Source organism: Caldimonas manganoxidans ATCC BAA-369 (genome assembly GCF_000381125.1).
GTDB classification, from domain to species: Bacteria; Pseudomonadota; Gammaproteobacteria; order Burkholderiales; family Burkholderiaceae_C; genus Caldimonas; species Caldimonas manganoxidans.
The window spans coordinates 84816-97353 of sequence record NZ_KB905930.1; the positions used below are offsets into that span (position 1 = coordinate 84816).

Genomic DNA, 12538 nt, shown 5'->3' on the forward strand with positions numbered 1-12538 from the left:
TGAGTTTTCACTCGGTTTTGCGCGGAGCTTGCGACATGTACCAGCACATCAAGGTGCCCGAGGGCGGGCAGAAGATCACCGTCAACAAAGACTTCTCGCTCAACGTGCCCGACAACCCGATCATCCCTTACATCGAGGGCGATGGCACCGGCTTCGACATCACGCCCGTGATGATCAAAGTGGTCGATGCGGCGGTGGCCAAAGCCTATGCGGGCCAGCGCAAGATCCACTGGATGGAAATCTATGCCGGTGAGAAGTCGACGAAAGTGTACGGGCCCGATGTCTGGCTCCCCGACGAAACGCTGCAAGTGCTCAAAGAGTACGTCGTCTCCATCAAAGGCCCCTTGACCACTCCGGTCGGCGGTGGCATCCGCTCGCTGAACGTGGCCCTGCGGCAGGAGCTCGACCTGTACGTCTGCCTGCGTCCGGTGCGCTACTTCAAAGGGGTGCCCTCGCCGCTGAAAGAGCCCGAGAAGACCGACATGGTGATCTTCCGCGAGAACTCGGAGGACATCTACGCTGGCATCGAATGGGCTGCCGAGTCCGAGCAGGCCAAGAAGGTCATCGCCTTCCTGCAGAAGGAGATGGGGGTCAAGAAGATCCGCTTCCCCGAGACCTCGGGCATCGGCATCAAGCCGGTCTCGCGCGAAGGCACCGAGCGCCTGGTGCGTAAAGCCATCCAGTACGCCATCGACAACGACAAACCCTCGGTGACCCTGGTTCACAAGGGCAACATCATGAAGTTCACCGAAGGGGCTTTCCGTGACTGGGGATATGCCCTGGCGCAGAAGGAATTCGGCGCCGAACCCATCGACGGTGGCCCGTGGTGCAAGTTCAAAAATCCCAAGACGGGCAAGGACATCGTGATCAAAGATGCGATAGCCGACGCCTTCTTGCAGCAGATTTTGCTGCGCCCGGCCGAATATTCCGTGATTGCCACGCTCAATTTGAACGGCGACTATATCTCCGACGCTTTGGCAGCCCAGGTGGGCGGCATCGGCATCGCGCCCGGCGCCAACCTGTCCGATTCGGTGGCCATGTTCGAAGCCACCCACGGCACGGCGCCCAAGTACGCGGGCAAGGACTATGTCAACCCGGGTTCGGAGATCCTCTCGGCCGAGATGATGTTGCGCCACATGGGCTGGACCGAGGCCGCTGATCTGATCATCAGCTCGATGGAAAAAGCCATCCTGAGCAAGAAAGTCACCTACGACTTTGCCCGCTTGCTCGACGGGGCCACCCAGGTGAGCTGCTCCGGCTTCGGCCAGGTCATGATCGACCACATGTAAGTAAATATGTGAGCCGTGCGCCCCGTGCGCACGTGAGACCCGGCTGGGCGCCCCAGGGCCTCCACCCGATCCAGGGGGTGGGGGCCTTGTCTCTAATGGGGCGAGGCGAAGAGAGGCAATCGCGCACTACGCGCCCTGCGAGCTGGCAGGCGGGCGCCCGGGGGAAGGGCGGCTCAGTCCCCGGCCCGGGAGGCGCTGCCCTGATGCCGGGACGTGTGGGGACGGGATTCCGAGGCTGGGAAGTTGGCTTGCAGCGCCTGGAGCGCGCCGCGCTTGGGCGGCGGATCCAGCGGCTGGATGTTCTGCGCCAACAGGCCCTTGGGGCCCTGGACGAGATCGAAAGCCACCCGGGCGCCTTGCTTGAGGGTGCGGAACCCTTCCATCTGGATGGCGGTGAAATGGGCGAACACGTCGCCACCGCCACCTTCGGGCTCGATGAACCCGAAACCCTTGGCATCATTGAACCATTTGACCGTGCCGACGCCCATGAGGCTCCCCCTCGGATTGCTACTTTTGTCAGAAAATTTTCAGTTTGGCGTTCGAGCCTTGTCAAGGCTGGACGCGCTCGGGTTTGTCTCCAAATGTGAGCAGGATGTGTGAGCAGGATGCCTCGATGAGCGCGGGGGGATGGGCGAGGCGACACCACGGAGGCCGGGACTCGATAGAATGAAATCATGTCCCGAAACGCGACGAATCCGCCTTCATCTCAGCCGCCCGGTCGGCCGCGGCCGGACGACGGCCAGGGCTCAGTCGTTGCCGAGCGCCAGGCCTCCCGGGTCGAGCCGCCTCGCATGTACCAAGTGGTCATGCTCAACGACGACTTCACACCGATGGAGTTCGTCGTGATGGTTTTACAGGAATTTTTTCACCGCGACCTGGAAACGGCCACGCATATCATGCTGAAGATTCACCACGAAGGTCGGGGCGTGTGTGGGGTCTACACCAAGGATGTGGCCGCGACGAAAGTGGAAATGGTGCTTGCCGCCGCGCGCCGCGCGGGGCATCCTTTGCAGTGCATTATGGAGGCCGCATGATTGCCCAGGAACTTGAAGTCAGCCTGCACATGGCGTTCGTCGAGGCGCGCCAGCAGCGCCACGAGTTCATCACGGTGGAGCATCTGTTGCTGGCCCTGCTGGACAATCCGTCGGCGGCCGAGGTGCTGCGGGCCTGCGCGGCCAACATCGAGGATTTGCGCAAGAACCTGACGAACTTCATCAAGGAAAACACCCCGACGGTGGGCGGCACCGACGAGGTCGACACCCAGCCCACCTTGGGGTTTCAGCGCGTGATCCAGCGCGCGATCATGCATGTGCAGTCCACCGGTAGCGGCAAGAAGGAAGTCACCGGTGCCAATGTGTTGGTGGCGATCTTCGGGGAAAAAGACTCCCATGCCGTCTACTACCTGCATCAGCAGGGGGTCACGCGCCTGGACGTGGTGAACTACATTGCCCACGGGATCAAAAAGTCCGATCCGCCCGAGCCGGCCAAGCCCAGCGAGGGGCCGGCGGCCAACGGCGAGGCCGAACGGGACGAGGCCGAAGGCAAGGGATCGCCGCTGGAGCAGTTCACCCAGAATCTCAACCAGCTCGCCCGAGATGGCAAGATCGACCCGCTCATTGGCCGTGAGCACGAGGTCGAGCGGGTCATTCAAGTGCTGTGCCGCCGCCGCAAGAACAACCCCTTGCTGGTGGGCGAAGCCGGGGTGGGCAAGACGGCCATTGCCGAAGGATTGGCCTGGCGCATCACCGAAGGCGAGGTGCCCGAGGTGCTGGCCGATTCCACCGTCTACGCCTTGGACATGGGGGCGTTGCTGGCGGGCACGAAGTACCGCGGCGACTTCGAACAGCGCCTCAAGGGGGTGCTCAAGGCGCTCAAAGACCAGCCCAATGCGATCCTTTTCATCGATGAAATCCACACCTTGATCGGTGCTGGCGCGGCCTCCGGCGGCACGCTGGATGCCAGCAACCTGCTCAAGCCGGCGCTCAGTTCCGGTGCAATCAAGTGCATCGGGGCCACGACCTTCAACGAATACCGTGGCATTTTCGAGAAGGATGCGGCCTTGTCGCGGCGCTTCCAGAAGATCGATGTGGTCGAACCCTCGGTGGAGCAGACCGTGGAGATCCTCAAGGGCTTGAAATCCCGCTTCGAGGAGCATCACAGCGTCAAGTATGCGCTTGGCGCCTTGCAAGCCGCGGCCGAGCTTTCGGCCAAGTACATCAATGACCGCCACCTGCCGGACAAGGCCATCGATGTGATCGACGAGGCCGGTGCGGCGCAGCGCATCCTGCCCAAGAGCAAGCAGAAGAAAACCATCACCCGAGCCGAGGTGGAGGAAATCGTGGCCAAGATCGCACGAATTCCCCCGGCCAGTGTCAGCAGCGACGACCGCTCCAAGCTGAAAAATCTCGATCGCGACCTCAAGAGCGTGGTCTTCGGGCAAGATGCCGCCATCGACGCCTTGGCCGCGGCGATCAAGATGGCGCGATCGGGCTTGGGCAAACCCGACAAACCCATCGGCTCGTTCCTGTTCTCGGGGCCCACCGGCGTGGGCAAGACCGAAGTGGCCAAGCAGTTGGCCTACATTCTGGGCATCGAGCTGATCCGCTTCGACATGTCCGAGTACATGGAGCGTCATGCGGTGAGCCGCTTGATCGGCGCACCTCCGGGCTATGTCGGCTTCGACCAAGGTGGTTTGCTCACCGAAGCGATCACGAAAAAGCCACACGCGGTGCTGCTGCTCGACGAAATCGAGAAAGCGCACCCGGATGTCTTCAACGTGCTGCTGCAGGTCATGGACCATGGCACCTTGACCGACAACAATGGTCGCAAGGCCGACTTCCGTAACGTCATCATCATCATGACGACCAATGCGGGCGCCGAGACCATGAGCAAGGCGACCATCGGTTTCACCACGACCCGTGAAGCCGGCGATGAGATGGCCGAAATCAAGCGGCTGTTCACGCCCGAGTTTCGCAATCGCCTGGACGCCATCGTCAGCTTCCGGCCGTTGACCGAAGAGATCATCTTGCGGGTGGTCGACAAGTTCCTGCTGCAACTGGAAAGCCAGCTGGCCGAGAAGAAGGTCGAGGCCACGTTCACCGATGCGCTGCGCAAGCACCTGGCGAAGAAGGGCTTCGACCCCTTGATGGGCGCGCGGCCGATGCAGCGCCTGATTCAGGACACCATCCGGCGGGCTCTGGCGGACGAGTTGCTCTTTGGCCGTTTGGTCGACGGCGGGCGCCTGGTGGTCGATCTGGACGACAAAGGCGAGGTGGTGCTGGACATTCAGCCCCATCGCAGGAGCGACAAGCCCAAGGCCGAACCGGCCACGGCTTGATGCCTCGCCCGCTGGGGGGGGCTTCCAAAGACGGGTCCCAGCGGGGCCCGTTCTGTCTTTAGCCCACCGTTTGTGCTGCCGGATCCTGGCGGAAGTAGCCGCTGAACAAACCGTAGAGCTCGGGATGGTGGCGCCGGAAGTCGCTGGCTGCCACGAAAAATGCTTCGGCAGCCACTGGGAAAAATTCCTCGAGGGATTCGCTGCCGTAGGGGTCGAGAAAGGTGTCCAGTCCCTGATCGACGTCGCGGCAGAACGCTTCATACGCTGGCTCGATCACCGAGCGCCACTGCCGACGGGCCGCCCGATCGGGCAGGGGCGGCATGCCATCGGCTTGACCATCGGCCATGTCGAGCTTGTGGACGAATTCGTGGATCACGACGTTGTAGCCCCACTGAGCCAGCTCGCCAGCCTCGGACACATCGGCCCAGGACAGCATCACCGGTCCGCCTTCCATGGCCTCGCCGGCCAGCACTTCGTCGTAATGATGGACCACCCCGTCCTCATCGGTCACCACGCGGTGAGCCACCACCTCGGCTGGGTGCACCACGATACCGACGAAATCGTCATAGACCTGCAAGCCCAGGTGCAGCACCGGCAGGCAGGCCTGCGCGGCGATCGCAACGGCCATCTCGTCGGTGACGACCAGCCCGTTGGCACCCGAGAACTCTTTACGATCGAGAAACAGCGTGGCCATCCGGCGCAGGGCGGCGAGGTCTTCGGCGGAACGTTCGGCCAGAAAGGGATAGCGTGCCAGGGTATGGGCCCACAAGGGCTCGGGAATGGCGCGGCGCGCCAGCGCACGCGCTTCCACACGTGATCGCCACCGTTGCCACCACCATGCAGCCATGACCGTCAGCGTGGGACCGAGACGGTCACGCGCCGCAGGCCCTCGGCTTGCAGGCGCAGCACTTCGCCTCGTGGGGCATGGTGGGGATCATCGAAATCCCAATCGGACAACACGTGACGCAGTCGCCCATCGGGAAGGGGGTGATCGCCCGGGCGGTGAGTGTGGCCGTGAATGAGGGCGTGGGCCTGGCATGCACGCAACCACTGCAGCGTGGCCGCGGGGTCTAGGTCGCCATAGCCGTCGAAGCCTTGTTCGCGTTTGCGACGTTCACTGGTGGCACGTATACGGGTGGCCACGGCGCGGCGCTGAGCCAAGGGTTGCGCCAGAAACGCTTGCTGCCAGGCCGGATCGCGCACTTGGCGGCGGAAAGCCTGATAGTCGCCGTCGTCCAGACACAGGGCATCGCCATGACTGAGCAGCCAGCGCCGGCCGAAAGCCACCAACACGGTGGGGTCGGACAGGGCTTGCACGCCGCTGCGAGCCAGGAAGTCCGGGCCGACCAGGAAGTCACGATTGCCGGGCATGAAGTACAGCGCTTTGGTGCGCGACACCTCTTGCAACAAGGCGGCGCAGTGCGCTTCGAAACTGCCGGCTTCGGCGGCATCGTCACCGACCCACAGCTCAAACACGTCGCCCAGCAGGATCACCGCTTGGACCGGCGCCGTGTGGAGATGGTGTGCCCAGGCCGCCATCGTGGCCGGCAGCCCGGCTTGCAGGTGCAAGTCGGACAGGATGTCGATCGCGGTCCAGTGCGACGGGGCGTGCAGCTCCGGCACGGGCTGCGGCAACGGTGCTGAGCGCAGGGTGGGGGCGGTCAAGGGGGTCAGACTTCGACGGCTTTCTCGATCACCACGTCATCAATGGGCACGTCGTCGTGAAAGCCCCGTCGACCGGTGCGCACGCTCTTGATCTTGTCGACCACGTCGGTGCCGGCGACGACCTTGCCGAACACGGCATAACCCCAGCCTTGAGGCGTTTCGGACTTGAAGTTCAGGAAGTCATTGTCGGCCACGTTGATGAAGAACTGAGCCGTGGCCGAGTGGGGGTCCGAGGTGCGCGCCATGGCCAGGGTGTACCTGTCATTTTTCAGGCCATTGTTTGCTTCGTTGCGAATGGGCGCATCGGTGGCCTTTTGCTTCATGCCGGGGGCATAGCCGCCGCCTTGGATCATGAAGCCATCGATGACGCGATGGAACACGGTGCCGTCGTAGTGGCCTTTGCGCACGTAGCTCAAGAAATTCGCGGTCGACAAAGGGGCTTTCTCCGCATCGAGCTCGATGCGGATCACCCCGAAATTGGTGTGCAGTTCAACGGCCATGATTCATTTCTCCACAGTGGCGTGACGGATGATCACCGGTTCGACCGGGACATTTTGGTGAGGACCTTTGTTGGTGGTACGCACGGCCTTGATCTTGTCGACCACGTCCATGCCCGCGACCACGCGGCCGAACACCGCATAGCCTTGGCGGTCCGGCGCGTTGGCCGCGTCGAGGAAGGGATTGTCCTTGACGTTGATGAAAAACTGCGCGGTGGCGGAATTCGGGTCCATCGTTCGGGCCATCGCAATGGTGCCGCGCAGGTTGCTCAAGCCATTGCGCGACTCCAGCGGAATCGGCGCCCGTGTCGGCTTTTGGACCATGTCGGGTGTGAAGCCACCGCCTTGGATCATGAAGCCGTCGATGACACGATGGAAGATCGTGCCGTCATAGTGGCCGGCCCGCACATACCCCAGGAAGTTTTCGACGGTTTTGGGGGCTTGGGCTGCGTCGAGTTGGATCACGATGTCGCCGTGGGTGGTCGACAGGCGTACCGTTTGAGCCCAGCCGGGCAAGGCGAGAATGCCGCTGAGAACCCAAGCCGCTCCCCAGGCGAAGCAGCGTTGCATCATCTTGAAGACCTCCATGTGTGCGTCTCTGGGTTGGATTGTCGTTCTGCCCGGCATGGGGGGCAGGCCGGCCGGCGCAACCCCGTACTCAACGGGGGGGCAACCGCCCCGGGGTGAAGAGCTCTCGCACCAGGGTCAGTTTGACCGACAAGCCGGGGTGCCCCGGTTGCTGTTCGAGCGCCCGGGCATATGCCTGTCCTGCCAGCTTGGCATAGACGTCGCCCAGATTTTCATGAGCCTGCGCAAAGCGTGGCTGCAGACGCACGGCCATCTCCAGCGCCTGTCGGGCCTTTTCGTATTGTTCTTGCCGCGAGTAGATCACGGCGAGATTGTTGTAGACCTCGGGCACATCTGGGCGGTCCTCGATCAGCCGCAGGTATTGCGCGGCGGCCTCGTCGAGCTTGTTTTGTTCGGTCAGCACCACCGCGCGGAGGAAGCGCAGCTGCAGGTCCTGCGGGCGGGCTTGCAGCGCCTGCTCGACGCCGACCAAGGCGTCGGCCGTGCGGCCTTCACGCAGGAGGCGGCGGATCGCATCGGGGTCGGTCGCTTGCCCCCAGCTCACGGCGACCCAAAGGCCCGACACGATGATGGCCGCAAGCCGCAAGCGGCGAAAAGAAGCTGCGCAGAAGGGCAGGGGCATGCGATGGGCAACCAACAGCAGTGGCGGGGATATACTCGTTCGATTCTATCGTGCCCGCGCCAGCTCTCCAGTAGTCTTACGGGCGGGCACGACCTGAATTGACGGCACCCATGACGCTTTCCATTTACAACACGCTGACGCGCCGGCAGGAGCCCTTTGTCCCCATCGAACCGGGTCATGTGCGCATGTATGTGTGCGGCATGACCATCTACGACTACTGCCACGTGGGCCATGCGCGCATGATGATGGCTTTCGACGTAGTGCAGCGCTGGCTCAAAGTGCTGGGCTATCGCGTCACCTATGTGCGCAACATCACCGACATCGACGACAAGATCATCAAGCGGGCGGTGGAGCGCGGCATCACGATCGGGGAATTGACCCGCGAGATGACCGCCGCCATGCATGAGGACATCGCTCAGCTGGGCATCGAGCCGCCCACGCACGAGCCCCGCGCCACCGAGTACGTGCGCGAGATGATCGATTTGATCGGCCGCCTGGAGGCCAAAGGTCTGGCCTATCGGTCCGCGAATGGCGATGTGAACTACGCGGTGCGGCGGTTTCCCGGGTACGGCAAGCTTTCGGGCAAGTCGCTCGATCAATTGCGCGCTGGCGAGCGCGTGGCCGTGTCCGACGGCAAGGAAGATCCGCTGGATTTCGTACTGTGGAAGGCGGCCAAGGACAGCGAACCCGAAGAGGCGAAATGGGACGCCCCGTTCGGTCGCGGGCGTCCGGGCTGGCACATCGAATGCTCGGCGATGAGCTGTGCCTTGCTGGGCGAACACTTCGACATTCACGGCGGGGGGATGGATCTGCAGTTTCCCCACCATGAAAACGAAATCGCCCAAAGCGAAGGGGCCTCGGGCAAGCCTTTCGTCAACGTTTGGATGCACAACGGCTTTCTCAACGTTGACAACGAGAAGATGTCCAAATCGTTGGGCAATTTCTTCACCATTCGCGACGTGCTCAAGCGCTTCGACGGCGAAACCGTGCGGTTTTTCATGCTGCGCACCCATTACCGCAGCCCGTTCAACTTCAGCGACGCCCACCTCGAAGACGCCCGTCACGCGTTACGCCGCCTGTACACGGCGTTGGACAAAGTGGCCCCGGCCGACGTGCACATCGATTGGCATGAGCCGCATGCCGCACGGTTTCGCGCGGCCATGAACGATGACTTCAACACGCCCGAAGCCGTGGCGGTGCTGTTCGACCTGGCCGCAGAAACCAATCGCACCGCATCGGCTCAGGTGGCCGGGCTGCTCAAAGCCCTGGGCGGCACGCTCGGGCTGTTGCAGGGGGTGCCCAGAGCCTACCTGCAACACGGAGCCGAGCTGGACGAGGCCGACATCCAGGCCCAGATCGCAGCTCGAGCTGCGGCCAAGAAGGCTCGCAATTTCGCCGAAGCCGACCGCATCCGTGATGCCTTGGCCGCCCGCGGCATCGTGCTGCAAGACACTCCCCAAGGCACCACCTGGGTGAAGGCCTGAACGCCATGGTTCGTGTGGTGACCCCGGATTACTGGGACGATGCCTGCAAGTACCTGAGCCGGCGCGACCGGGTGATGCGCAAGCTCATCCCTCGATTCGGCGAGGCGCGGCTGCAAAGTCGCGGAGATGCGTTTACCACGCTGGCGCGGTCGATCGTGGGCCAGCAAATCTCGGTCAAGGCCGCGCAGGCCGTTTGGGAGCGTTTTGCTGCGCTCGTTCCGGGCCCTTCCACCCGGATCGCACCTTCGGCCGTGCTGGCGCTGCCGGTCGAGCAATTGCGCGCGGCGGGCTTGTCGGCCCGTAAGGTGGAATACTTGCGCGATCTGGCCACCCATTTCGACCGTGGCACGGTGCATGTGCGCCAGTGGGCCGACATGGACGACGAGGCCATCATCGAAGAACTGGTGGCCATTCGCGGCATAGGGCGCTGGACCGCCGAAATGTTCCTGATCTTCCATTTGATGCGGCCCAACGTCATGCCTTATGACGATGTGGGCTTGCTCAAGGGCATCAGTCTGAACTACTTCAGCGGCGAACCGGTCTCGCGTGCCGAAGCTCGGGAAATCGGGGACGCGTGGGCTCCGTTCCGCTCGGTGGCGACATGGTACATTTGGCGCAGTCTGGACCCCTTACCCGTGGAGTACTAGGCTTCGTTCGCCCCGCGCACATCGAAGACCATCGCGGGGCGCTGCATCCAACGTCGGGAACACCGGGATGAGCAAACGATATTTCCTCGAGTTCGAGCAGCCCATTGCCGAGCTCGAATCCAAGATCGATGAGCTGCGCTATGTGCAAAGCGAGTCGGCGGTGGACATCTCCGAAGAGATCGACCGCCTGAGCAAGAAGAGCCTGCAGCTCACGAAAGACATCTATTCACACCTGACGCCTTGGCAGGTCACGCAAATCGCTCGCCACCCCCAGCGTCCGTATACGCTGGATTACGTGGGGGAGATCTTCACCGAGTTTCAAGAGTTGCATGGCGACCGGCACTTCGCCGACGATCAGTCCATCGTGGGCGGGTTGGCACGTTTCAATGGCCAGCCTTGCATGGTCATTGGTCACCAAAAAGGCCGTGATACGAAGGAGCGGGCGCTGCGCAACTTCGGAATGTCGCGTCCCGAGGGGTATCGCAAGGCCCTGCGCTTGATGAAACTGGCCGAAAAGTTCGGCCTGCCGGTCTTTACCTTCGTCGATACCCCGGGAGCCTATCCGGGCATCGGCGCCGAGGAGCGGGGCCAGTCCGAGGCCATCGGCCGCAATATTTTCGAGATGGCCCAGCTCGAAGTGCCGATCATCGCCACCATCATTGGCGAAGGCGGCTCGGGCGGGGCCTTGGCGATCGCGGTGGGCGACCAGGTGCTGATGCTGCAGTACTCGGTGTATTCGGTCATCTCCCCCGAAGGCTGTGCCTCGATCCTCTGGAAGACGGCCGACCGCGCCGCAGAGGCGGCCGAGGCTTTGGGCATCACGGCGCACCGTCTGAAGGCCTTGGGCCTGGTGGACAAGATCGTCAATGAACCGGTGGGCGGCGCCCATCGCGACCCGAAGCAAATGGCCGCCTACCTCAAGCGCGCCCTCAACGATGCGTTGCGGCAGGTCAGTGACCTCAAGCCCAAAGAGCTGCTCAACCGCCGCTATGAGCGGCTGCAGAGCTACGGCCGCTTCGCCGATACCAAAGCGCATGGATGAAGACCGGGGCTGCCGCGCCAGAGGTGGTGGCGGTCGCCTACAGCGGGGGCCGTGATTCCACGGCCCTTTTGTACGCCACGCTGCAGGTGGCCAAGTCCGAGGGGTGGCAAGTGGTGGCCCTGCATGTGCACCATGGCTTGCATCCGCGGGCCGACGAGTGGCTGGCGCACTGTCACCGACAATGCGAAGCTTGGCAGCGTCGCGGCTGGCCGGTGAGTTTGGCCTGGGAACACCTGGGGCTGCGGCCCGCGCCGGGCCAGAGTGTGGAGGCGGTGGCGCGCCGCGCCCGTTACGAGGCCTTGCGTCGCATGGCGTTGGCGCACGGCGCCTCGGTGGTATTGCTCGGTCACCATCGTACCGACCAGGCCGAAACCTTCATGCTGCAAGCCCTGCGTGGTGCGGGGGTGGCAGGCTTGGCAGGCATGCCTGCGGCGGTGTGTCGAGACGGCGTGCTGTGGGTGCGTCCCTGGTTGGGGCGCCCGCGTCGCGACATCGAAGCCTATGTGCGCCGCTTGCGGCTGCGCTATGTCGACGATGACAGCAATGCCGATGAGCGTTATGCGAGAAACCGGTTGCGGGCTCGCGTTTGGCCGGCTTTGCTGGCAGCGTTTCCTCAAGCCGAGGCGGCCCTGGCCGATGCGGCAGCATGGGCCCAGGAAGCCTCCGCTTGCCTCGACGAGTTGGCCGCGCTGGACCTGTCCGAGCTGCACGGCGAGCAAGGGCTGGACTTTCGCGCCTGCCTACGGCTTGCGCCGGCAAGGGCACGCAATGCCTTGCGGGTCTGGATTCGGCAGGTCAGCGGCCTGCGGCCCTCGACGCATCTGCTCGAGCGTGTGTGGACCGAGGGGGCCGTCCAACCAATGGCCCGCTGGCTCTGGGCCGGGGGGGAGTTGCGCTTGTACCGCGGGATGCTGCGCTGGGTGCCGGTGCCTGCTGCGCAGGCGCAGACGTCAGGGCCGTCGCCCGTCCGCGAAGCTTGCCTGAGCCTGCGCGGTGCCGGATCGGTGGCGCTGCCAGGGTGGGGCGGTGTGCTGCATGTGGAGGCGGTGCAACAAGGCGGCGTTCCATGGAGTCGCCTGCGCCGCATCGAGTTGCGTGCTCGTGCGGGCGGCGAGCAGTTCCAAGCTGGGCCAGGACGGCCGCCACGTGCTCTCAAAAAGCAGTTTCAGTCGGCCGGGGTGCCCGCGTGGGCCCGTGAAGGACCGCTGGTGTATGACACGCTCGGGCAGCTCCTCTTCGTGCCGGGCCTGGGCATGGATGCACGTGCATGGGCGGATGCGGGGCGCCGCCAATGGCGCTTGCGTTGGGAGCCTGGTCGCTGACGGTATGTCGCCGTTGGCTCGTCATGCGGCGATCAGCGGTGTCAG

At 63.6% G+C, this 12538-nt stretch carries 13 protein-coding genes; 7 read left to right on the plus strand and 6 right to left on the minus strand.

Annotated features, from left to right (window positions below):
- Window positions 1-35: 35 nt before the first annotated feature.
- Window positions 36-1289, plus strand: coding sequence for an NADP-dependent isocitrate dehydrogenase (icd, locus tag F615_RS0101415; protein ID WP_019559389.1), 1254 nt, complete (start codon window positions 36-38; stop codon window positions 1287-1289).
- A gap of 173 nt (window positions 1290-1462) precedes the next feature.
- Here icd and F615_RS20685 read toward each other — a convergent pair whose 3' ends face one another.
- Entirely contained in the window at window positions 1463-1777 is a 315-nt protein-coding gene (locus F615_RS20685; RefSeq protein WP_019559390.1) for a cold-shock protein, read from the minus strand.
- Between the two features lie 186 nt (window positions 1778-1963).
- Here F615_RS20685 and clpS point away from each other — a divergent pair, with 186 nt between their 5' ends.
- Together clpS and clpA are read left to right on the plus strand one after the other, a co-directional pair.
- Window positions 1964-2323 (plus strand): ATP-dependent Clp protease adapter ClpS, encoded by a 360-nt coding sequence (clpS, locus tag F615_RS0101425; RefSeq protein WP_026329929.1) that lies wholly within the window; start codon window positions 1964-1966, stop codon window positions 2321-2323.
- Window positions 2320-4626 carry an ATP-dependent Clp protease ATP-binding subunit ClpA gene (clpA, locus tag F615_RS0101430; protein ID WP_019559392.1) on the plus strand — a complete coding sequence of 769 codons (2307 nt, stop codon included), beginning with the start codon at window positions 2320-2322 and terminating at the stop codon, window positions 4624-4626. Before clpS ends, clpA begins: the two co-directional genes overlap by 4 nt.
- 58 nt (window positions 4627-4684) lie before the next feature.
- Here the strand turns inward: clpA and F615_RS0101435 are convergent, their stop codons facing one another.
- The 5 genes from F615_RS0101435 to F615_RS17530 all read right to left on the minus strand — a co-directional run bounded on the left by F615_RS0101435 (window position 4685) and on the right by F615_RS17530 (window position 7998).
- Window positions 4685-5473, minus strand: coding sequence for a M90 family metallopeptidase (locus F615_RS0101435; protein WP_033370845.1), 789 nt, complete (start codon window positions 5471-5473; stop codon window positions 4685-4687).
- A 5-nt stretch (window positions 5474-5478) separates the two neighbouring features.
- Window positions 5479-6291: a UDP-2,3-diacylglucosamine diphosphatase gene (locus F615_RS0101440; protein ID WP_245558303.1), complete on the minus strand. Its 813-nt coding sequence runs from the start codon at window positions 6289-6291 to the stop codon at window positions 5479-5481.
- A gap of 5 nt (window positions 6292-6296) precedes the next feature.
- Window positions 6297-6791: a peptidylprolyl isomerase gene (locus F615_RS0101445; RefSeq protein WP_019559395.1), complete on the minus strand. Its 495-nt coding sequence runs from the start codon at window positions 6789-6791 to the stop codon at window positions 6297-6299.
- Between the two features lie 3 nt (window positions 6792-6794).
- Window positions 6795-7361: a peptidylprolyl isomerase gene (locus F615_RS0101450; protein ID WP_026329930.1), complete on the minus strand. Its 567-nt coding sequence runs from the start codon at window positions 7359-7361 to the stop codon at window positions 6795-6797.
- Between the two features lie 85 nt (window positions 7362-7446).
- Window positions 7447-7998 carry a tetratricopeptide repeat protein gene (locus tag F615_RS17530; RefSeq protein WP_019559397.1) on the minus strand — a complete coding sequence of 184 codons (552 nt, stop codon included), beginning with the start codon at window positions 7996-7998 and terminating at the stop codon, window positions 7447-7449.
- A 110-nt stretch (window positions 7999-8108) separates the two neighbouring features.
- Between F615_RS17530 and cysS the strand changes: the two genes are divergently transcribed.
- From cysS to tilS, 4 genes are all read left to right on the plus strand, one after another.
- On the plus strand, window positions 8109-9482 hold the full coding sequence (gene cysS, locus F615_RS0101460) for a cysteine--tRNA ligase (protein ID WP_019559398.1): 1374 nt from the start codon (window positions 8109-8111) through the stop codon (window positions 9480-9482).
- Between the two features lie 5 nt (window positions 9483-9487).
- A complete protein-coding gene (locus F615_RS0101465) occupies window positions 9488-10129 on the plus strand; it encodes a DNA-3-methyladenine glycosylase family protein (RefSeq protein WP_019559399.1) in 642 nt (213 codons plus the stop codon).
- A 67-nt stretch (window positions 10130-10196) separates the two neighbouring features.
- Window positions 10197-11171, plus strand: a complete 975-nt coding sequence (locus tag F615_RS0101470) for an acetyl-CoA carboxylase carboxyltransferase subunit alpha (protein ID WP_019559400.1) — start codon at window positions 10197-10199, stop codon at window positions 11169-11171.
- Window positions 11168-12493, plus strand: a complete 1326-nt coding sequence (tilS, locus tag F615_RS0101475; RefSeq protein ID WP_019559401.1) for a tRNA lysidine(34) synthetase TilS — start codon at window positions 11168-11170, stop codon at window positions 12491-12493. The genes F615_RS0101470 and tilS overlap by 4 nt, the downstream gene beginning before the upstream one ends.
- Window positions 12494-12538 lie beyond the last annotated feature (45 nt).